Origin of the sequence: Roseixanthobacter glucoisosaccharinicivorans (assembly GCF_043195095.2) — a bacterium.
Lineage (GTDB): Bacteria > Pseudomonadota > Alphaproteobacteria > Rhizobiales > Xanthobacteraceae > NCEH01.
On sequence record NZ_CM195538.1, the window covers coordinates 4,697,067 to 4,717,412 of the forward strand.

Consider the following 20,346-nt stretch of genomic DNA (forward strand, 5'->3'; position numbering starts at 1 on the left):
GAGCGCTTCCTGGCGGTACCATCGCTGTCCGGCGTTTTCCGGAGGCGGCTGCAGGTTCCGCTTGCCCGATTCCGACCTGTGCGGAGGGCGGTCAGGCGCACACAACAATCGTATCATACCTCCATTTTCGTAATCAGGGTGTCACGGTCTCCAGACAGATTGCAAAAAAGCAGAAGCTTGAGTTTGTTTCAGGATAAACATGAGCAACCTAGGCGTGTGACGAATGGAAAATCAGATACAATTGTAAAATATTTGAAACAAATTTCCTTAGAAAGCATGTTGTGTAACAAGAAATATGATGGTTTTATTTCATATCCAGTATTAGATTAATGTTATATCTGCGTCCTTTGTAGCTGTCTGGATAATTTAGAATAAGAACCGTGGACCTGTCGATTTCGATGCTGGATCGCAAGAGGTAACATGGTTTTGAGTGGCAAGATGGTGGGGAAGCAGAGTTGGCGTGAGAAGAGTGCGCTTTTCGGATTTCCGTAGAAGTACAAAAATGGCGTCTCCGGCCCGCAAATGATTTATTCTCCGCATAGTCTTGGCGTCATAAGCTGTCCCCTCGCGTCGCGCTGCGGGGAGCGACGGCCGGCGCTTGCCACGGCCGGCCGCGCTTCGCATGCGGGCTGAAAATGCATAAAGCGACGCATAAGCTTGACCGTCTGCGCGAGGGGGCGTGGGCGGGATCGGAGACGGGTATGATCGGCTCTTCGTTGTCTTTGGGGATAACCCTGACGACGCCAGCGTTTTTCGAGCCCACGCGGGTCGCCTTGCCCGCGGTCTTCGTCGAACATTTTTCCTTCGGCTTCTGGCTGGTGGACGTCCTGCGGCCGCGTCTCGCGGTCTCGCTCGGCGCGCGCACCCCCAATCCGCACCTGTGTTTTCTCCAGATGGCGGCCCGTCTCGAACTGGCCACCCGCTGCGTCGCGGTTTCGGGCTGGGACGTCGCCGCTTCGGGGGATCCGTCGCCGGCCTTCGGCGCCGCCTTCAATCGCGACGATATCCGGGCCTCCGAAGCCGTGCTCGCACCAGCTGCGACCGCTTACAAGGAGTTCGCGTGCGGCAGCATCGACCTGCTCTGTTTTGACGCCGTTCCCCCCGGTGCGCTCTCGGGGGAGGTGCTGGACGCCTGGCTTGAACGCCTCTCCCCAGGCGCGGTGATCCTGGTCCATGGGCTCGACACGCCGGGCGGCGCGGATCTGTGGCGCGTGCTGAGCGCGCGTGCCGCCGGTTTCGTCTTTCCCCATGGCGAAGGCCTGGGCGTCCTGGCCGCCGGAGCGCAGATCGCGGCGCCCTTGCGTCCTCTGTTCGATCCGCCGGGCGGCGAGACCATGGGGCAGAACATCCAGCGTGCCTTCGCCCGCCTCGGCGGGGACCTGAAGCTGGCGCGAATGCCCCGGGCGTCGCACATGGCGGACGCGGGCGATGCCGCCGGGGCCGCGCAGATGGACGCGGTGCGCGAAGGCGCGCGCGCGCGCCTTGATGTCCTCGGCAAGGAAGCCGCACGTCTGCGCGCGCTCCTGCGCGCGCAGACCGCGCAGACTACGGCCCTGGAGCTTGAGCGTCTCCAGGGCGACCGCCAATTGCTCCGGCAGATTCAGCGGCAGCGCTCCTTCCCCTGGCAGCTGCGCCAGATGGCGCGGACGCTTTATGCTGGCCAGCGCCAGCTCCTGAGCCGGGTGGCCAAATTGTTCGGCGTGCGGACGGCCACCTATGTGCTGGCCAAGAACCGCAAACGTCTCGAGCAATCGAACCTGTTCGATCCGGTCTATTACCTGCGGCGCTATCCCGACGTGGCGGCAGCCGGCATCGACCCCTTGACCCATTATCTGGACCATGGCGCCGCAGCGGGGCGGGACCCCAATCCGGTGTTTCAGACCCGCTGGTACGTCACGCAATATCCGGATGTGACGAAGCTGGGCGAAAACCCGCTGCTGCACTATCTGCTGCACGGCAGCAAGGAAGGGCGCCGGCCGAGCCCGGATTTCGATCCCCGCTGGTATCTCACGGCCAATCCCGATGTCGCCGCCCTGGACATGGACCCCTTGGCGCACTTCCTTTCTCAGGGGCGGCCGGAAGGGCGGGTCGGCACTCCGCTCGTGGATGCCGAGGAGCTGACCTTCCTGAAGGCGGCGCGGCGCAACACCCTCGACCTTGCACGGTTCGCGTCTTCGCCGATCCGACCCATCGGCCTCGACCTGCTGGCCCTGGACGAAGTGGCCGTGGTGATGCCGGTCCATTCCGGCCTGGAGGAAACCCGTGCCTGCATCGAGAGCGTGCTCGCCTCGCGGACGCGCAATACCAGCTTCGGTCCCCTGATCCTGGTCGACGATTGCGGGCCCGATCCGGAATTGCGGGCCTATCTTCAGCAGGTCGCGCAAACCGAGCCGGATGTTCAGCTGCTGGTGAACGCGCAGAACCAGGGCTTCGTCGCCAGCGCCAATCGCGGCATGGTCGCGGCGGGGCGGCGCGATGTGATCCTGCTCAACAGCGATACCGAGGTGTGTGGGGACTGGGTGGATCGCATGGCGGCGCAGGCCGCGGCCGATCCCGGCATCGCCACCGTCACCCCGTTCTCGAACAATGCCACCATCTGCAGCTATCCCGATATCGGCGAAGGGCAGGACCTGCCGGCGGGCCGCACGCTCGCAGAGCTGGACAAGGCGTGCGCCACGGCCAATGCCGGCCGCTGCGTGGACATTCCGACCGGGGTCGGGTTCTGCATGTTCATCCGCCGCGCCTGCCTCGACGATGTCGGCCTGTTCGACGCGGACGCGTTCGGCAAGGGTTATGGCGAGGAATCCGACTTCTGCTGCCGCGCCAGCGCGGATGCCTGGCGCCACGTGCTCGCCGGCGACGTGTTCGTCTATCATGCGGGCAGCGTGAGCTTCGGCGACAGCGCGCAGGCCCGCAAGCGCGATGCGGCCGAGCTCTTGCGGGCGCGTCATCCCGGTTATGAAACGGCGGTGGCCTGCTGGGTGCGTGAGGACCCGGCCTTCGCGATGCGCCTCGCCACCGAGGCGAGCGTCATTCGCGCGTCGGGCGTGCCGGTGATTCTGCACATCCTGCACCCCTGGGGCGGGGGCACGGAAAAGCAGGTGGCTGACCTGATGGCGCACACCGCGGAACGCGCCATCTCCCTGACGCTGGTCATCGCCGCGCCGGTCGAGGGCCGCAGCGACCTCGGGCTGGCTTTGTTCATTCCCGATGGGGAGGGCGGGCGGCGGGTCGACATGCGCGTCGGCGCGCTCGGCGATGTGTCTCCGCTGCTGCGGGCGTTCGGCCTGCGGCGCATCCATGTGCACCACGCCCTGACCGCCATGGAACAGCTCGCGCCCTTCCTGGCGCTCATGAACCTGCCCTACGACCTGTCGATCCACGATTATGCGTTGATCTGCCCGCGCATCAACCTGGCGCAGGCGGGCGCCTATTGCGGGGAACCCGACGTGCAGGGCTGCCGCGCCTGCCTGGCCGAGGAGCCCCCGCCGTTCTCGCGCGATATTGTGCGGTGGCGGGAGCACGGCATCGGCCTGATCGAGAACGCGGACCGGGTGATCTGCCCGTCGCGCGACGTGGCGGATCGCATCCGCCGCTATGCCCCGCGGGCCCATCTGCGGGTGGTGCCGCACGAGCTCGACCTGTATCGCCGGCGGCAGCCGGTGCGGATGCCGCCGATCGCGGCGGATATTCCCCTGCGGGTCGCCGTCCTCGGCATTCTTGCCGAGCACAAGGGCGGAGCCTTCCTGCTGGATTGCATCGAATACAGCCGGGCCGTAAAGGCGCCGCTGGAATGGCAGGTGATCGGGGCATTTCCCGCGAAGCTCGACGCACGGGCCTCAAGCTTGGGTGGGCATCTGACGAAGACCGGGCGATACAAGCTGGAAGACCTGCCCGGCCTGATCGCTCGGTGCGATCCGCACCTGATCTTCTTCCCGCAGCATTGGCCAGAAACCTATAGCTTTACGCTGAGCGAAGCGTTCGCGGCGCGTCGCGCCGTTCTGGTGCCGCCTCTCGGCGCTTTTCCCGAACGGATCGCGGGGAGCGCCGGCGCGTTCGAATATCCCCTTTCGGAAACGCCGCGGCAGATGGTGGAGCGGCTCGTGGCGCTGCGCCAGCGCTTGCTGGATGCCGCCGACGCCGCGCAAGCAGCGCCCCTGGCACCGCATCTGGCCGAGGGGGTAGCGGACGACGAGGATTTTTATCGCTCGGCCTATATCTGACCCGCCTGGATCACGCCTGGCTCAAGGGCAGATCATCCCAGCGACGCTTCAACAAACGCTTCACGTGGCGATACGCGATCGCACGGCGCTTGCCGCCAGGAAGGTGTTGGAGATCGGGGCGCGGAATGCCGCGCGATCCTGCAGGGTTCGAGGCGGGACCCGTTGTCCCGCCTTGATCCGAAGCACACACGCGCCGCCGGAAAGGGCGGATCACGCGTCGGTGGTAAGATCAGGCCGCAAGCCGGTCTGCGGTCTCGCGCAATTCGGTGATGGCGGCCTCGATCTCGGCGCGCTGGCGCTCGAGCTGGGTCAGCTGGGTCAGGCAGCGGTCGCGCGTGAGGGCGAGATCCTGCACGCTCTGTCCCTCATGCGCCGCCACGAGCGAACGGATTTCGGCAAGCGTGAAGCCGAGGCGCTTCCCCTTGAGGATCACCGAGAGACGGTCACGGTCGGTCGCGGAATAGAGCCGCGCAAGTCCTTCGCGACGCGGGCTCAGCAGGCCCTTGTCCTCGTAGAAGCGCAACGCGCGCAAGGTAACACCGAATTCGCGCGACAGATCGCCGATGGTGAAGACATTGGCGGCCCCGAAGGCCCGATCGGTATGCGCGATGTTCTCGCGAATTTCGAAACCGTTTGCGTCCATGCACACTCTCCTGAAGGTGGTCGCGATCGAGGACGGCAATCGCGCCAGTCTACGACCAAGGCCTGCAAGGTGATTTGAGACCGAAGGACAAACCGACATCCGGCGTACCGCGATGTGACCGGCGCCCTCGACCCTTGTGCGAACATAGGGAACACGGGCTCACGCAGGGAGAAGGTTGCAGGCTCCCTTAGGGAAAGTAACCGTTACTTCCGACGCCAAATCCCTGCAAAATCGGGCTTTAACTCACCGTTTACCAAACCACGTCAAAGATTCGGAACTTCTTGTCCCGGCGTTGCGCTTCGCATCGCCCCATCCCAGCCGCAGGAGGCGGGCATGGACCGTATGGAATCAGCCGCCCGAAAGTTCCGTGTCGATCCGGCGCCCGAGCCAGATCCCGTCGGCGATCTGCGCCGGCGAATCGAAGGCGCGCACGATCTCTTCGCCCCTTCGGCCATAGAGAGCCTGCGCACCGAGGTGGAACGGCTGCGGGAGGATCTGCGAGAAACCGCGCCCCGCGCGGCGGTCCGGGAAATCGGCCGCGCCCTGACCCATCTGCACGGACAGATGAGCGAGGTGCAGGCCATCGAGCCGGCCCGACTCGCGGCCGATCTCAATGATATCAAGCTGTGCCTCGGCATTTTCTCCGATGGCGAGGGCCGGGACGGGCTCTCTGCCGCCATGGAGGGATTGAGCCGCAAGGTGGACCTGCTCAACAGCCGGGCGGTGGAGCCGCAGGCCCTGGAGCGGCTTCAGGCGCAGATCGCGGAACTGAAGGACCTGGTGGCGCACGCCCTGGAAGAGGGCGGCGCGCTCGCTGGGCTCGGCGCCGCGTCCCGCGCGGATCTCATGCGGGTCGGCGAGGATGTGGTCCAGCGCATCGCCGTCACGGGCGCCGCGATGGAGCGGTCCACGCGCGACCTGATCGCCCGGCTGGACGAAGCACCCGCTACCGATTCGACCGGCGCGGCGATTCAGGAGCAGCTCGCGGACCTGACCGCCCGCCTCACCGACCTGTCGGAGCAGGTGGGCGCCGTCGGCGGCGCCGCCACGCTGGCGGAGAAGGTCGCGCTGCTGCTGGAGCGCCTAGAGGAAAAGGGCGAGCCGCAGGCGGAAACCCTTCAACCCCTCGCCGAGGCCCTGGAGCGCCATGTGGCGGTGCTTGCCGAACGGGTTCAGATCAGCGCCGAGCAGCAGGCGCGGCTCGATGGCATCGAAGCCCATCTGCAGGCCTTGACGCTGGAGCTGGAGCGGTTCCGCAGCGCCTCCGCCGATGTTTCCGCCGAGGCGGTGCAGGCCGTGGCGATGCGTCTTTCGGCCCGCGACGACGCCCCGGCCGTGATCGGCCTGAAGCGCGGCCTCGCGGCCCTGGAGGCACGCCAGCAGGATTTCGAACGTCGCACCCGGGACTTCTTCGCCGCCGAGGCGGAATTGGGCCTGCGCGACCTGGCCGATCAGGAAATGGTGCGCCCGCCCTATCGTGCGGCGGACCCAGGCCTCGACGGCGCCGATCTGTACCGCGCCGATGTCGACCGTCCCCATTTCGACCGCGCCCCCGCTGCGGACCGCGCCGCGGATATGGAACCGCATCGCTTTGATGGCGCCCGCCCGGTGTTCGACGGCGCTCTCGACGAGGCGGATTTCGCCGATCTGAGGCCACATCATTTTGCCGGCGACGCGGGGCTGGACGCGGATCCGGCGCCCTTCGCCGAAAGCGGACCGGGCAAGGCCGAGCCGCGCCTTGCTTCGACCCGCCGCCCGGTGGTCGAGAAGACGTCGCTGTTCGCCCGCCGAGAGGATCGCGCCATTCGGCTCGCCCGCCGCACCTCGCGCAAGCGCGCCGCCGCGAATCGCAAGCGTCCGGGCATTCCCCCCGCCGGGCGCGTGGCGATCGCCGCCGCCGCCCTCGGCATCGTAATCCTCGGCGCCGCGCAGCTGTCCGGCCCTATCGCACGCTTCGCGCACGCCATGGGGGTGACGGTCTCCGGCTCCTTCTCGCAGATCGCGCAAGGCCTGGAAGCGCGCGCGACGGAAACCGGCCCGCGCACTGCCTCGGCCGCTCCACCCGCTGTCGCCAAGGCGCCGCCGCCAGTCAATGCGCCGGCACTCGGCGATCTGCCGCCGCCGGTGGGCGCGCCCGCATTGCGCACCGCAGCTCTCGCTGGCAATCCGGCCGCCGCCTATGAGGTGGGCATGCGCTATGTGGACGGCAAAGGCACGGACATGAACCCGGTGAACGGGGTGAAATGGCTGTCCTACGCGGTCTCAAAAGGCTCGGTTCCCGCCGCCTACCAGCTTGGCAGCCTCTACGAATATACCAATCGCGACGTCGAGCAGGCACGCGCCCTCTATAGCTGGGCCGCGGAGCGCGGAAACCTGCGGGCCATGCACAATCTCGGCGTGCTGGCCTCGGAGGGCGTGGACGGAAAATCCGATTGGCCGGCGGCCATCCGCTGGTTCCGCATGGCGGCGGATCTCGGCCTGCGCGACAGCCAGCACAATCTCGGCGTGATCTATTCGCGCGGCCTCGGCGGCGCGCCGGACCTCGGCGAGGCTTGGAAATGGTTTGCCCTCGCCGCGAACCAGGGCGATTCGGAAAGCGCCCGCAAGCGCGACGACATCGTCGCCCGGGCCGATGCGGAAACCCTGCGGCGCGCGCAGGCCGCCGTGATCGCCTTCACGCCCGGCGTTGTCGACGAGGCGGCCAATACCACCGCCAGCAAGCCGGAATGGAACCAGGCATCTCCCGACGAGGCGGCGCCGCGCACGGTCTCCGCCAAAACCAGCGGCTAGGGCTGGGCCGGCATGAATCCGTCCGGGCGCCGGCCTTTGAAGGTCGGCGCCGCGCTGTCGCCCTTGCGTGAAGCAGGGCCTGACCCTCGGCCCCGCTGCCTTGGACGCGATCCCTCTCGCGGCGCGGGCGCGTCCCGCGCATGGTGAGCGCATGAAACAGCATGCGATTCGCATCCTCGGGCTCGATCCGGGCCTGCGCCGGACCGGCTGGGGCGTCATCGAGGCCGAAGGCTCCCGCCTCTCGTTTATTGCCTGCGGCACCATCCTGCCGCCCGAGGGGGCGGCGATGGCCGTTCGGCTGGCGACGCTCTACCGGGAATTATGTGCCGTCGTGGCCACCCATGCGCCCGACGAAGCGGCGGTGGAAGAGACCTTCGTGAACATGAATCCCGCCTCCACCCTCAAGCTCGGGCAGGCGCGCGGCGTGGTGATGCTCGCGCCCGCCCAGGCCGGCGTGGAGGTGGCCGAATATGCCGCACTGCTGGTGAAGAAGACCGTGGTTGGTGCCGGCCGGGCCGAAAAGGCGCAGATCCGCATGATGATCGGCGTGCTGCTGCCCAAGGCGACGCCCCAGACCGAAGACGCCGCCGACGCCCTGGCGGTCGCGATCACCCATGCCCATCATCGCGGCGCCGCTGCGCTGCGGCGCGCGGCGCTGTAGAGTGGTGCAAGCCGGGGGGCTCGCAGGGCGGCGATGCAGGGGGATGGCATGATCTGGGGGCAGCTGGCTTTGGTGGATGCGGCGCTGTTTGCCGGCGCCGCCTTTTATATCAATGTCGCCGAGCAGCCGGCGCGGGCGCAGCTCGATCCGGCGGCGCAATTGCGCCAATGGAAACCGGCCTATGCGCGCGGCTTCGCCATGCAGGCGAGCCTGGCCCTGCTCGGCTTCGGGCTTGGCGCGGTCGCCTTCGCCATGTCGGGCCAGTGGCGCTGGATGGCGGGCGCCGTGCTGATGCTGGCGAACTGGCCCTTCACGCTTATCGCCATCATGCCCACCAACCGCCGGCTCCTCGCCACCGAGGAAGCTCTTGCCGGAGCGGAAAGCGCGCATCAGATCGCCTGCTGGGGGCAATTGCACATGGTCCGCACCGGCCTCGGCGTCGTGGCTACCTTCGTTTTTCTCTGGGCGTCGCTGAGCGGCACCGGCGCGTGAAGGCCTCAACATGATCGGCAAGCTTAAGGGCGTCATCGACAGCTATGGCGAGGACCATGTGATCCTCGATGTGCATGGCGTCGGCTATCTCGTCCATGCCTCGACGCGCACGCTCCAGGGCCTGCCGCAGGCGGGGGAGGCGGCGGTGCTGTTCATCGAGACCTTCGTGCGGGAGGACCAGATCCGCCTGTTCGGCTTCGTCAGCGAGGCGGAGCGCGAATGGTTCCGCCTGCTGCAGGGCGTGCAGGGCATCGGCACCAAGACCGCGCTGGCGGTACTCTCCACCTTGCGCCCCGCCGAGCTGGCGCAGGCGATCGCGCTGGGCGACAAGGCCACCGTGGCGCGCGCACCCGGCGTCGGCCCGCGGGTGGCGACGCGCATCGTGACCGAGCTGAAGGACAAGACACCCGCGCTCTCCGGCGTCGATCCCGCGCTCGCCCAGCTTGCCGGCGAGATGGCGGCGGACCGTGTGCCGGCGCCGGTGGCGGATGCGATCTCGGCTTTGACCAACCTCGGCTACGGGCCGCCCCAGGCCTCCGCCGCCATCGCCGCCGCCGCGCGCGGGGCGGGGGAGGGGGCGACGACGGAGACCTTGATCCGGCTGGGATTGCGCGAGCTGGCGAAATGATCCCCGCCGGCCGCCGTGACCTGCTAGATTTCGCCTCTTCGCGATGGCACAAGGCCCCATGAACCCACGCCTTCTCACGCCGGAAAAGCGCGACGACGATACCGCCGATACGACGCTGCGGCCGCAGCGGCTCGCCGATTTCGTCGGCCAGGCGCAGGCGCGGGCGAACCTGGAAATCTTCATCAAGGCCGCGCGCGTCCGGCAGGAGGCGCTGGACCACGTTCTGTTCGTCGGCCCGCCGGGCCTGGGCAAGACCACGCTCGCGCAGATCATGGCGCGGGAAATGGGCGTCGGCTTCCGCTCCACCTCCGGCCCGGTGATCGCCAAGGCGGGGGATCTCGCGGCCATCCTCACCAATCTGGAGGAGCGCGACGTCCTGTTCATCGACGAGATTCACCGCCTGTCCCCGGCGGTGGAGGAAATCCTCTATCCCGCCATGGAGGATTATGAGCTGGACCTCGTCATCGGCGAGGGGCCGGCGGCGCGCTCGGTGAAGATCTCGCTGCCAAAATTCACCCTGGTGGGCGCAACCACCCGCTCCGGCCTGCTGACCACGCCGCTGCGCGACCGGTTCGGCATTCCCGTGCGGCTCGGCTTCTATACGGTCGAGGAACTGGAATTCATCGTTACGCGCGGCGCGCGGGTGTTCGGCATCGGGATTGCGGCGGACGGGGCGCGGGAGATCGCCATGCGGGCGCGCGGCACGCCCCGCATCGCCGGCCGCCTGCTGCGGCGGGTGCGCGATTTTGCCTTGGTGGCGGAGGTGGAGACCATCGACCGCGCCATCGCCGATCGCGCCCTCTCCGCGCTGGAGGTGGACAGCGCGGGCCTCGATGCCATGGACCGTCGCTATCTCAACGTGATCGCCGAGTTCTACGCCGGCGGGCCGGTGGGGGTGGATACACTGGCGGCGGCGCTCTCGGAGCCGCGCGATGCCATCGAGGAGATCGTCGAGCCGTTCCTGGTGCAGAAGGGCTTCATCCAGCGCACCCCGCGCGGCCGCATGCTCACCTCCGGAGCCTATCGCCATCTCGGCCTGCCGGAGCCGCAGCGACCATCCTCCGCCTTGCCTCTGTTCGACGAGGAAGAGTAGGTCTTGTCGCCGTCCCGCGCAGGCCGTGGGGCGCAAGGGCTGACGGGCGCAACGGCGAGAGAGGCGGCATGAAGAACGACATCAGCGGCGAACGCGCGACGGCACCGGGCGAACTGGAGACGCACCCCCATCTCTCGGGGCGCCTCATTCCCGGCGGCCATGCGCTGGCCCTGCGGGTCTATTACGAGGACACCGATTTCTCCGGCATCGTCTACCACGCCAATTATCTGAAGTTCATGGAGCGCGGCCGCTCCGACTACATCCGCCTCCTGGGGGTCGCGCAGGGCGCCTTGTTCGCCGAGGCTGCGGCCGAAGCGCCCGGTTTTCACTTCGTCGTGCGTTCCATGCAGCTCGATTTTCTCAAACCTGCCCGCATCGACGATGTGCTGGAGGTGGTGACCCTGTCCAAGGAGGTCGCCGGCGCCTCCATCATGCTCGGCCAGAGCGTGCGGCGGAACGGCGAACTCCTGGTCTCCGCCAATGTGCGCGTGGCCTTTGTTTCCCAAGGGCGCGCGCGCCGTATTCCCGATGCCCTGCGCCTGGCGACGCTCGCCGATGCGGAGCGCGCGGCGCAGGACGGCGCAGCGCCGCGCTAACGCTTCCTTAAGCATGATCGTGTGTTCTCTGTCGCAGCGTCGCGCGAACTGCTGCGACGCGGCGAAAATCCAGCGCGGTCAAAGTTTGGACAGAGTCCGCCGGTCAAAGAACCCGCACTCTTCAAAACGGAAGCTGCAGGCGCATGCGTTGCAACTCGCGCTGCAACGCGGTGCGAAGCCGAGGATATGAGATGATGTCTGGCGAGAACGCGCGGTGCGGCCGATGAAGCGGCTCCTCCTTGCGACGGCGGCGCTGCTGGCCCTGTCCTGTGCCACCGCTCTGGCCCAGGGAACGGGCAATGCCCCGCCCCTGGCGGCCCCCGTGGCGAGCGGCGCGCTCGATGCGCCGAGCGTGAACATCTCACTGATCAGCCTGTTCATGCAGGCGCATATCGTGGTCAAGCTGGTCATGCTCGGCCTGGTCGCGGCGTCGGTGTGGGTGTGGGCGATCATCATCGACAAGACATTGGCGTTCGGCCGCAACCGCCGCGCCATGGACACGTTCGAGCAGGCGTTCTGGTCCGGCCAGAGCCTGGAGGACCTCTATCGCTCGCTCGCCGGGCGCCCCAATCATGCCATGGCGGCGATCTTCGTCGCGGCCATGCGGGAGTGGAAGCGCACCTATGAGGGCGGCGCGCGCTCCTTCGCCGGGCTCAATCAGCGCATCGAGAAGGTGATGGACGTGACCATCGCCCGCGAGATGGAGCGGTTGGAAAACCGGCTGCTGGTGCTGGCGACGGTGGGCTCCGCCGGCCCCTTCATCGGCCTGTTCGGCACGGTGTGGGGCATCATGACCTCGTTCCAATCCATCGCCGCCTCGAAGAACACGAGCCTTGCGGTTGTGGCGCCGGGCATCGCGGAAGCCTTGTTCGCGACAGCGATGGGCCTCGTTGCGGCCATTCCCGCGACCATTTTCTACAACAAGTTCATTTCCCAGGCGGGCCGGCAAGCGCAGCGTCTCGAAGGCTTCGCCGACGAGTTCTCGGCGATCCTGTCGCGCCAGATCGACGAACGGGGCTGAGAGCGCGCCATGGGCATGTCGGCAGGCGGCGCGGGGGGATGGCAGGGACGGCGCTCGCGCCGGCGCCGGGTCTCCGTCATGGCGGAAATCAACGTGACGCCCATGGTGGACGTCATGCTGGTGCTGCTGATCGTGTTCATGGTGGCGGCGCCGCTGATGACCGTGGGCGTGCCAGTGGACCTGCCGCAGACCCAGGCCAAGTCGGTGGACCAGGACAAGGACCCGCTGACCATTTCGGTGAACGACAAGGGCCAGATCTTCATCCAGGACACCGAGATCAAGATCGACGACCTGGTGACCAAGCTCCAGGCCATCGCCAAGAACGGGTTTGACGAGCGCATCTTCGTGCGCGGCGACAAGAAGGTGGACTACGGCACCGTGATGCGCGTCATGGGCCGCCTTTCGGGTGCCGGATTCAAGCGGGTCGCACTGGTGACCGAGGTCGAACAAGGGGGCTGAGAAGGATCAGGATGCGCGTCGGCTTAACCGCATCATCCATTGCGCACGGGGCCGTCCTCGTGTTCGCCTTGGTGTCCTTCTCGGGCCCGAGACCCTTCGACACGCCTCCCGAGACGGTCGCGGTGGACGTGATCTCCGCATCCGACCTGTCGCAGCTCACCAAGGGCAACCAGAAGGGCAAGAAGGCCGAGCCGCCGAAAGTGGTGGCCGAGAAGGTCGATACGCCCAAGCCCGCCGACAATCCCGACCTGAAGGTCACCGACAAGGCCGAGGTCCAGCCCAGCGCCGCCGTGCCGCCTCCGCCGCCTCCGCCGAAGGTGGAGCAGCCGAAGCCCGCCCCGACCCCGCCCAAGGCCGAGAAGCCGCCCGAGCCCAAGCCCGAGCAGCCGAAGGCCGACGAGGCGCTGAAGGCGGAGCCGAAGAAGGAAGAGCAGAAGCAGGAGGCCAAGGCCCCGCCGATGCCGCCGAAAAAGCCCGATCCGCCGAAGGAAGTGCCCAAGCAGGTCGCCGACGCCAAGACGCCGACCGACCAGAAGTTCGACGTCGACAAGATCGCCGCCTTGCTGGACAAGCGCACGCCCCAGCGCAACGCGGCGGCGGCCGACGCCATTTCCCACACCGCCTCGCTCGGCGCGACCGCCGGCGTTGCCGCGACCCTGACGCAGAACGAGCTGGATGCGCTGCGCGCCCGGCTGCGCGAATGCTGGAATCCGCCCGTGGGCGCGGCCGAGGCGCAGGACATGCAGGTGCTGATCCGCGTGAACTTCAATCAGGACGGGTCGGTCATCGGCAGCCCGGTGCTGCTCGAAGGCTCCGCCTCGCCCTACGGCCCCGCGTTCGCGGAAAGCGCGATCCGCGCCATCCGCCGCTGCTCGCCCTATTCCTTCCTGCCGCCCTCGAAATACGAGGTGTGGCGCACCATCGACATGACCTTCACGCCACGCGACATGTTCCGTGGCTGAGGCGTTCCGCACCCGATCTGCCGAAACGAGACAAGAATGACCTTTCTGAAGCGACCCGCACCGTTCGAGGCCTCCGGTACCCTGCTGTCCCGTCGCGCCCTGGTGACGGCGGGGGGCGGCGTCGCGGCCGCCCTGGCCCTCGGCGGGCTGCCCGCCCCGGCGCGGGCCGCGCTGAAGCTGGACATCACCTCCGGCACGCCGCAGCCGATTCCCATTGCGATCACCGATTTCATCGGCGAGGGCGAGGTGGGGCGCGGCGTCAGCCAAGTGGTGAGCGCCGATCTCAAGCGCTCCGGCCTGTTCGCGCCCATCGAGCCCAAGGCGTTCGTGGAGAACATCACCAATCCCGACCAGGCGCCGCGGTTCCAGGACTGGCGGGTGATCAACGCCCAGGGTCTCGTCACCGGCCGCGTCACGCGCCAGGGCGACGGGCGGCTCAAGGCCGAGTTCCGCCTGTGGGACGTGTTTGCAGGCCAGCAATTGCTGGGACAGCAATATTTCACCCAGCCGGAGAACTGGCGGCGGGTCGCCCACATCATTGCCGACGCCATCTATGAACGGCTGACCGGCGAGAAGGGCTATTTCGACACCCGCATCGTGTTCATCGACGAGAGCGGCTCGAAGGAGCGGCGCATCAAGCGCCTCGCGATCATGGACCAGGACGGCGCCAACGTGACCTATCTCACGCGCGGCGACGACCTGGTGCTGACCCCGCGCTTCTCGCCGACCAGCCAGGAAATCACCTATATGTCCTACGGCCGGGCGGATCCGCGGGTCTATCTGCTGAACATCGAGACCGGGCAGCGCGAGATCGTCGGCAATTTCCCCGGCATGAGCTTCTCGCCGCGCTTCTCGCCGGACGGGCAGCGGGTCATCATGAGCCTTCAGCAAGGCGGCAATTCCAACATCTTCGTCATGGACCTGCGCTCCAAGACCACGACACGCCTCACCGACGTGGCGGCGATCGACACCGCGCCTTGCTATTCTCCGGACGGACGGCAGATCTGTTTCGAGAGCGATCGCGGCGGCACTTCGCAGATCTACATCATGGGCGCGGACGGTTCGGGCGCGCGCCGCATCTCATTCGGAAATGCGCGCTATTCGACGCCGGTGTGGTCGCCGCGCGGGGATGTCATCGCCTTCACGCGGCAGGCGGAAGGCCGGTTCGGCATCGGCGTCATGAAGACCGACGGCTCGGGCGAGCGCGTGCTGACGGAAGGCTTTCACAACGAGGGGCCGACCTTCGCGCCCAATGGGCGGGTCATCATGTTCTTCCGCGATCCGGCCGGTGGCGCCGGGCCGCAGCTCTTCACCATCGACGTGACGGGCTATAACGAGCAGCGCGTGCCGACGCCGAGCTATGCCTCCGATCCCGCGTGGTCGCCGCTGCGCTCCTGACGCAAGGGCGCGCCTGCGTGTTGCCGGCGCGCCACAGGTTGGCGCAAACGTCTCCCATGGTTTCGCGCGGCATTAAGGATAATGCCCTGATTTCATGGGGTTGAGGGTGGTTTGCGCAAAATGTTCAAAAGCGCGGCAGCCCCGCCTTTTGTGGTCCCCATCTTCGCCATCATGATGCCACGGCCCCGCACCACTGCTGCATTCGCCGCATGCGGGATGTCTGCTGACGCGGTAGGGGCGACCGGCTGCCGGCCGCTGCCGGACGCCGGGCGTCAGATGCCGGCGTCCTGCTGTGGCCGACGTCGCTCACCAAGCATTAACCACGAGAGACGGTAGGAGCCCGCGAACGGGCCTCCGCCGCGCTCTGCGGACGCCGGACGGGGCCTGCGGAACCTTCGCTTAAGAAAGCGGCTGTTACACGAGGTCTCCGGCTTGCGTTGAGAAGGGAGTCACCGGAATGCGTTTCTTTGGTTTTGCTCGCGGCTTCCGGTTCGCCGCTCTATTCGGGTTCGCGCTGGCGCTGGCCGCCTGCGCCAATAATCCTGATCAGAATGCGGCGGGTGGTGCCGGCGGCGCCGGTGGGCCTCCCGGTTCGCCGCAGGAATTCGTGGTGGCGGTGGGTGATCGCGTGTTCTTCGATACCGACCAGACGGATCTTTCGCCCCAGGCGCGCGCCACGCTGGATCGCCAGGCCCAGTGGCTGCAGCAGTACAGCCGCTACACCTTCATCATCGAAGGCCATGCCGACGAGCGCGGCACGCGCGAATACAATATCGCCCTCGGCGCCCGCCGCGCCCAGAACGTGCGCGACTATCTCGCCTCGCGCGGTATCGACCCGGCGCGCATGCGCACCATCTCTTACGGCAAGGAACGCCCGGTGGCGGTGTGCAACGACATCTCCTGCTGGTCGCAGAACCGCCGCGCGGTGACGGTGCTGAACACCGGCGGTGCGTAATCCGGATCTGTCGCCTTCAGTTCTCCCTTCGGCCGAGCCGGTGCCTTCGGGTGCCGGCTCCGTCGTTTTCGCGGGCCGGTTGCCGCCGGTCGCGGCCCTGGCATCTCCCTGCGCCGGGGTCACACTTTGGACGCGATCCCTCGGCAAAGCTGCAACAGATGCGGGGCTTTGAGCGATGTCCCTGACTTCAACCCCTTTCGCGATTCGGACCATGATGCGCCCGCTTTCCGGTGCCCGCGCGCTCTTGTTCGCCGCCTGCCTGAGCCTGGTGGCCGGTGGTGCGCAGGCGCAGAACAATCCCTTCGGCGATCTCTTCAAGCCGCCCGGCGCGGTGCAGAGCGAGCAGGCCGCCGCCGCCGCGCAGTCCGAGAGCGTGCTGCGCATCGACCGGCTGGAAAACCAGCTGCGCACGATGACCGGCCAGATCGAGGAACTGCAGTATCGCAACCAGCAGCTGGAGCAGCAAATGCGCCGCTTCCAGGAAGATGTCGAATATCGCCTCTCGGGCGGAAAGGGGCCGCGCCCCACCGCGCCGGCGGCCGGCCCGATCGGCGCGCCTGGTGCGGGGCCGGGGGCGGTGCCGCCGGTTGCCGCTCCGGTGGTGCCGGGTACCGGCAAGCGCTCCGACGCCTTTGATCCGAACGAGGATCCGGTCGCGCCCGGCGCGCCCCAGCCCCTGGGATCGCCGACGAGCGCCTCCGCCGGCCTCGCGCGGCCGAGCGTGCCGCTGGAGATCGGCCCGGGCGGGAGCGGGGCGCCCGCGCGCGCCGGCGCGCCCGCGCAGACGGCCGCCCTGACGCCCGCGGGCACCGCGCGCGAGATGTTCGATGTCGGTTACGGGCAGATCCAGCGCCAGGATTATGCGGCGGCGGAGCAGACCTTCCGCCAGTTCCTCCAGGCCTATCCCTCTGACCGGCTGACCCCGGATGCGGTCTATATGCTCGGCGAGAGCCAGTTCCAGCGCCAGTCGTTCAAGGATGCGGCCGAGCTGTTCCTCCAGGTTTCCACCAAATATCCCAATTCCACGCGCGCGCCGGAAGCGCTGCTGCGCCTTGGCCAGTCGCTGGCCTCGCTGAACGAGCGCGAGGCGGCCTGCGCCACCTTCGGCGAAGTGGATCGCAAATATCCCCGCGCCGCCTCGACGGTGCGCCAGGCTGTGGAACGCGAGCAGAAGCGTGCCGGCTGCTGAGGCAGCGCCGCTCGCGCCGCGTCCCGTGGGGGATGACGAACTCCCCGCGCTGTTCTCCCAGGTCTTTGCCCATCCGGCGGTTCTGCTGGCCTGCTCCGGCGGCCCGGATTCCACCGCTTTGATGGAACTTGCCGCCCGCTGGGCGCGCCTGTGCCCCGCCGCGCCCGCGCTGTTCGCAGCCACCGTCGACCATGGCCTTCGCGCCGCCGCTGCAGAAGAGGCGCAGGTGGTGGCCGCCCAGGCCCGTCGCCTCGCCATTCCCCATGCGATCCTGACCTGGGCCGGCCCGCGCATCACCGGCAGTATTCAGGCGCGTGCGCGCACCGCGCGCTACGCCTTGCTGGTGGCCCATGCCCGACAGGTCGGCGCGCAGGCCATCGTGACGGCCCACACGCTCGATGACCAGGCCGAGACCATCCTCATGCGTCTCGCGCGCGGTTCCGGCCTCTCCGGCCTTGCCGGCATGGCGGCCGCGACACGGCGCGAGGGCGTGACGCTGCTGCGTCCCCTGCTCGCGATCCCGAAGAGGCGCCTGATCGCCACGCTGGAGGCGTCGCGGGTGGGCTTCGTCGCCGATCCGTCCAATGCGAACCCGGCCTTCACCCGGGTGCGCGTGCGCGCTCTGATGCCGCACCTTGCCGGCGAGGGGCTCGATGCCGCCGGCCTCTCCCGGTTCGGGCGGCGGGTGGCGCGCGCCGAGGCCGCGCTGGAACAGGCGGCGGACCAAGCCCTCGCCGCGCTCGCGCCACAACCCTGGCCGGAGGCGGGGCCGATCCGCCTCGCCCGCGCGGCTTTCTTCACCTTGCCGGAGGAAATCGCCCTGCGGGTTTTGCTGCGCCTGCTCGACGCGGTGGGCGACGAGGGACCCGTCGAGCTTGCCAAGCTTGAGCGCCTTATGGCCCGTCTCGGCGCCGCGCAGGCCGATGGGCGCAGCGTTTTCGCCACGCTTGCGGGGGCGCGCATCCACCTCGCGCCGAGCCGGCTGGAGGTTGCGCGCGCCATGCCGCGCCGTGCCCGCCGCATGGGCAATAGCGCATAATTGAGTCTTCTAGCTGCTGTTCTCCTTGGCAAGACAGAGGGCGCGACCTATTTTAACCTCGGACGCAAGGTGAGCGATGACGCAGAATGGCCATTCCGGGCAACTGGAAGCCCGATGCGGGAGCGCCGTCGCTGCGCTCCCCGTGAGGAATTTATGAACGCCAACCTTCGCAATTTCGCCCTGTGGGTCATTATCGTTCTGCTGCTTCTGGCGCTGTTCTCGCTCTTCCAGAGCCCCGGACAGCGCACCAGCGCGAACGACATTTCCTTCTCGCAGCTGCTCTCCGACGTGGATCAGGGCCGGGTGCGCGACGTGGTGATCGAGGGGCCGACCATCACCGGCTCGTTCACCGATGGCCGCGCCTTCCAGACCTACGCCCCCAATGATCCCACCCTGGTGCAGCGCCTGTACGGAAAGGGCGTTTCCATCACGGCGCGTCCGATCCAGGACAATGTGCCCTGGTTCGTCAGCCTGCTGGTCTCCTGGCTGCCGTTCATCGCCCTGATCGGCGTGTGGATCTTCCTCTCGCGCCAGATGCAAGGCGCCGGCGGCAAGGCCATGGGCTTCGGCAAGAGCCGCGCCAAGCTGCTGACCGAAGCGCACGGCCGCGTCACGTTCGAGGACGTGGCTGGCATCGACGAGGCCAAGAGCGAACTGACCGAGATCGTGGAATTCCTGCGCGACCCGCAGAAATTCCAGCGCCTCGGCGGCCGGATCCCGCGCGGCGTGCTGCTGGTCGGCCCGCCGGGCACCGGCAAGACGCTGCTCGCCCGCTCCATCGCGGGTGAAGCGAACGTCCCCTTCTTCACCATTTCCGGTTCGGACTTCGTGGAAATGTTCGTGGGCGTCGGCGCGAGCCGCGTGCGCGACATGTTCGAGCAGGCGAAGAAGAACGCCCCCTGCATCATCTTCATCGACGAAATCGATGCGGTGGGCCGTCATCGCGGCGCCGGGCTCGGCGGCGGCAATGACGAGCGCGAGCAGACCCTCAACCAGCTGCTGGTGGAGATGGACGGGTTCGAGGCGAACGAGGGCATCATCCTCATCGCCGCCACCAACCGCCCGGACGTGCTCGACCCGGCCTTGCTGCGTCCCGGCCGCTTCGACCGCCAGGTCGTGGTGCCCAATCCGGACGTGGTCGGCCGCGAGCAGATCCTGAAGGTGCATGCCCGCAAGATCCCCATCGCGCCGGACGTGAACCTGAAGGTGATCGCGCGTGGCACCCCCGGCTTCTCGGGCGCCGACCTTGCGAACCTGTGCAACGAAGCTGCCCTCATGGCCGCCCGTCGCAACAAGCGCATGGTCACCATGAGCGAGTTCGAGGACGCCAAGGACAAGGTGATGATGGGGGCGGAGCGCCGCTCGCTGGTCATGACCGAGGAAGAGAAGATGCTGACCGCCTATCACGAGGGCGGCCACGCCATCGTGGCACTCAAGGTTCCGGCGACGGACCCGGTGCACAAGGCGACCATCATCCCCCGCGGGCGCGCGCTCGGCATGGTCATGCAGCTGCCGGAGCGCGACAAGCTCTCCATGTCCTACGAGCAGATGACCTCGCGCCTCGCCATCATGATGGGCGGCCGCGTGGCGGAAGAGCTGATCTTCGGCCATGACAAGGTGACCTCGGGCGCGGCCTCCGACATCGAGCAGGCGACCCGCCTCGCCAAGATGATGGTGACGCGCTGGGGCTTCTCCGACCTGCTCGGCCAGGTCGCCTATGGCGAGAACCAGGACGAGGTGTTCCTCGGCATGTCCATGCAGCGGCACCAGAATATTTCCGAGGCGACGGCGCAGACCATCGACAAGGAAGTGCGGCGTCTTGTGGACGAAGGCTATGCGGAGGCGACCCGCATCCTCACCGAGAATCGCGAGGGCCTCGAAGCCCTGGCGCGCGGCCTGCTGGAATATGAAACCCTTTCCGGCGACGAGATCATCGACCTGCTCGGCGGCAAGCCGCCGGTGCGCGACACGGTGATCGAGCCCGCCAATCCGCGTGGCTCGGTGGTGCCCACTGCCGGCAAGAATCGCCCCCGCCCGGATGGACCGGCCGGCAGCATAGAGCCCCAGCCCCAGTCCTGATCGGAACTGAGGATGATGTCATAGAAAGAAAATGCCCGCCTTGAGCGGGCATTTTTTTTGGCGGAGCCTCAGTGGCTCGCCGGACAGGACGTGGGCGCGGGGCTGGCCCCTGGGCAGG

Annotated in this window: 16 protein-coding genes; 15 read left to right on the forward strand and 1 reads right to left on the reverse strand. The window is 67.6% G+C overall.

Going from position 1 to position 20,346, the window contains the following annotated elements; genetic code table 11:
* The first annotated feature begins 701 nt into the window (after nucleotides 1–701).
* On the forward strand, nucleotides 702–4,223 hold the full coding sequence (locus tag V5F78_RS21655; RefSeq protein ID WP_394071923.1) for a glycosyltransferase: 3,522 nt from the start codon (nucleotides 702–704) through the stop codon (nucleotides 4,221–4,223).
* Between the two features lie 229 nt (nucleotides 4,224–4,452).
* On the opposite strand, the gene V5F78_RS21660 is transcribed toward V5F78_RS21655, so the two are convergent.
* Nucleotides 4,453–4,866, reverse strand: coding sequence for a MerR family transcriptional regulator (locus tag V5F78_RS21660; protein WP_394071922.1), 414 nt, complete (start codon nucleotides 4,864–4,866; stop codon nucleotides 4,453–4,455).
* Between the two features lie 333 nt (nucleotides 4,867–5,199).
* On the opposite strand from V5F78_RS21660, the gene V5F78_RS21665 reads away from it, so the two are divergent.
* From V5F78_RS21665 to ftsH, 14 genes are all read left to right on the forward strand, one after another.
* Complete coding sequence (locus V5F78_RS21665) at nucleotides 5,200–7,656, forward strand: SEL1-like repeat protein (protein ID WP_394071921.1); 2,457 nt, start codon at nucleotides 5,200–5,202, stop codon at nucleotides 7,654–7,656.
* Nucleotides 7,657–7,807: 151 nt separating this feature from the next.
* Nucleotides 7,808–8,317 carry a crossover junction endodeoxyribonuclease RuvC gene (gene ruvC, locus V5F78_RS21670; protein WP_394071920.1) on the forward strand — a complete coding sequence of 170 codons (510 nt, stop codon included), beginning with the start codon at nucleotides 7,808–7,810 and terminating at the stop codon, nucleotides 8,315–8,317.
* A 48-nt stretch (nucleotides 8,318–8,365) separates the two neighbouring features.
* Nucleotides 8,366–8,809 (forward strand): anthrone oxygenase family protein, encoded by a 444-nt coding sequence (locus V5F78_RS21675; protein WP_394071919.1) that lies wholly within the window; start codon nucleotides 8,366–8,368, stop codon nucleotides 8,807–8,809.
* A gap of 10 nt (nucleotides 8,810–8,819) precedes the next feature.
* Nucleotides 8,820–9,437 carry a Holliday junction branch migration protein RuvA gene (gene ruvA, locus V5F78_RS21680; RefSeq protein WP_394071918.1) on the forward strand — a complete coding sequence of 206 codons (618 nt, stop codon included), beginning with the start codon at nucleotides 8,820–8,822 and terminating at the stop codon, nucleotides 9,435–9,437.
* Between the two features lie 58 nt (nucleotides 9,438–9,495).
* Complete coding sequence (gene ruvB / locus V5F78_RS21685) at nucleotides 9,496–10,530, forward strand: Holliday junction branch migration DNA helicase RuvB (RefSeq protein ID WP_394071917.1); 1,035 nt, start codon at nucleotides 9,496–9,498, stop codon at nucleotides 10,528–10,530.
* Between the two features lie 68 nt (nucleotides 10,531–10,598).
* Complete coding sequence (gene ybgC / locus V5F78_RS21690; protein WP_394071916.1) at nucleotides 10,599–11,126, forward strand: tol-pal system-associated acyl-CoA thioesterase; 528 nt, start codon at nucleotides 10,599–10,601, stop codon at nucleotides 11,124–11,126.
* A 223-nt stretch (nucleotides 11,127–11,349) separates the two neighbouring features.
* On the forward strand, nucleotides 11,350–12,147 hold the full coding sequence (gene tolQ, locus V5F78_RS21695; RefSeq protein WP_348845896.1) for a protein TolQ: 798 nt from the start codon (nucleotides 11,350–11,352) through the stop codon (nucleotides 12,145–12,147).
* A 9-nt stretch (nucleotides 12,148–12,156) separates the two neighbouring features.
* Nucleotides 12,157–12,606, forward strand: coding sequence for a protein TolR (tolR, locus tag V5F78_RS21700; RefSeq protein ID WP_394071915.1), 450 nt, complete (start codon nucleotides 12,157–12,159; stop codon nucleotides 12,604–12,606).
* Nucleotides 12,607–12,617: 11 nt separating this feature from the next.
* Nucleotides 12,618–13,568, forward strand: a complete 951-nt coding sequence (gene tolA / locus V5F78_RS21705) for a cell envelope integrity protein TolA (protein ID WP_394071914.1) — start codon at nucleotides 12,618–12,620, stop codon at nucleotides 13,566–13,568.
* Nucleotides 13,569–13,604: 36 nt separating this feature from the next.
* Nucleotides 13,605–14,966, forward strand: a complete 1,362-nt coding sequence (gene tolB / locus V5F78_RS21710; RefSeq protein WP_394071913.1) for a Tol-Pal system beta propeller repeat protein TolB — start codon at nucleotides 13,605–13,607, stop codon at nucleotides 14,964–14,966.
* A gap of 457 nt (nucleotides 14,967–15,423) precedes the next feature.
* Nucleotides 15,424–15,921, forward strand: a complete 498-nt coding sequence (gene pal / locus V5F78_RS21715) for a peptidoglycan-associated lipoprotein Pal (protein WP_394071912.1) — start codon at nucleotides 15,424–15,426, stop codon at nucleotides 15,919–15,921.
* A 211-nt stretch (nucleotides 15,922–16,132) separates the two neighbouring features.
* The gene (gene ybgF / locus V5F78_RS21720; RefSeq protein ID WP_394071911.1) at nucleotides 16,133–17,110 is read left to right on the forward strand and encodes a tol-pal system protein YbgF; all 978 of its coding nucleotides are present in this window, start codon (nucleotides 16,133–16,135) and stop codon (nucleotides 17,108–17,110) included.
* Nucleotides 17,097–18,149: a tRNA lysidine(34) synthetase TilS gene (gene tilS / locus V5F78_RS21725; protein WP_394071910.1), complete on the forward strand. Its 1,053-nt coding sequence runs from the start codon at nucleotides 17,097–17,099 to the stop codon at nucleotides 18,147–18,149. The genes ybgF and tilS overlap by 14 nt, the downstream gene beginning before the upstream one ends.
* Nucleotides 18,150–18,302: 153 nt before the next feature.
* Nucleotides 18,303–20,228 (forward strand): ATP-dependent zinc metalloprotease FtsH, encoded by a 1,926-nt coding sequence (gene ftsH, locus V5F78_RS21730; protein ID WP_394071909.1) that lies wholly within the window; start codon nucleotides 18,303–18,305, stop codon nucleotides 20,226–20,228.
* The last annotated feature ends 118 nt before the right edge of the window (nucleotides 20,229–20,346 follow it).

Coding starts and splice junctions, on each gene's coding strand:
- V5F78_RS21655 (WP_394071923.1), top strand. CDS start 702: ATGATCGGCTCTTCGTTGTCTTTGGGGATAACCCTGACGACGCCAGCG.
- V5F78_RS21660 (WP_394071922.1), bottom strand. CDS start 4,866: ATGGACGCAAACGGTTTCGAAATTCGCGAGAACATCGCGCATACCGAT.
- V5F78_RS21665 (WP_394071921.1), top strand. CDS start 5,200: ATGGACCGTATGGAATCAGCCGCCCGAAAGTTCCGTGTCGATCCGGCG.
- ruvC (WP_394071920.1), top strand. CDS start 7,808: ATGAAACAGCATGCGATTCGCATCCTCGGGCTCGATCCGGGCCTGCGC.
- V5F78_RS21675 (WP_394071919.1), top strand. CDS start 8,366: ATGATCTGGGGGCAGCTGGCTTTGGTGGATGCGGCGCTGTTTGCCGGC.
- ruvA (WP_394071918.1), top strand. CDS start 8,820: ATGATCGGCAAGCTTAAGGGCGTCATCGACAGCTATGGCGAGGACCAT.
- ruvB (WP_394071917.1), top strand. CDS start 9,496: ATGAACCCACGCCTTCTCACGCCGGAAAAGCGCGACGACGATACCGCC.
- ybgC (WP_394071916.1), top strand. CDS start 10,599: ATGAAGAACGACATCAGCGGCGAACGCGCGACGGCACCGGGCGAACTG.
- tolQ (WP_348845896.1), top strand. CDS start 11,350: ATGAAGCGGCTCCTCCTTGCGACGGCGGCGCTGCTGGCCCTGTCCTGT.
- tolR (WP_394071915.1), top strand. CDS start 12,157: ATGGGCATGTCGGCAGGCGGCGCGGGGGGATGGCAGGGACGGCGCTCG.
- tolA (WP_394071914.1), top strand. CDS start 12,618: ATGCGCGTCGGCTTAACCGCATCATCCATTGCGCACGGGGCCGTCCTC.
- tolB (WP_394071913.1), top strand. CDS start 13,605: ATGACCTTTCTGAAGCGACCCGCACCGTTCGAGGCCTCCGGTACCCTG.
- pal (WP_394071912.1), top strand. CDS start 15,424: ATGCGTTTCTTTGGTTTTGCTCGCGGCTTCCGGTTCGCCGCTCTATTC.
- ybgF (WP_394071911.1), top strand. CDS start 16,133: ATGATGCGCCCGCTTTCCGGTGCCCGCGCGCTCTTGTTCGCCGCCTGC.
- ftsH (WP_394071909.1), top strand. CDS start 18,303: ATGAACGCCAACCTTCGCAATTTCGCCCTGTGGGTCATTATCGTTCTG.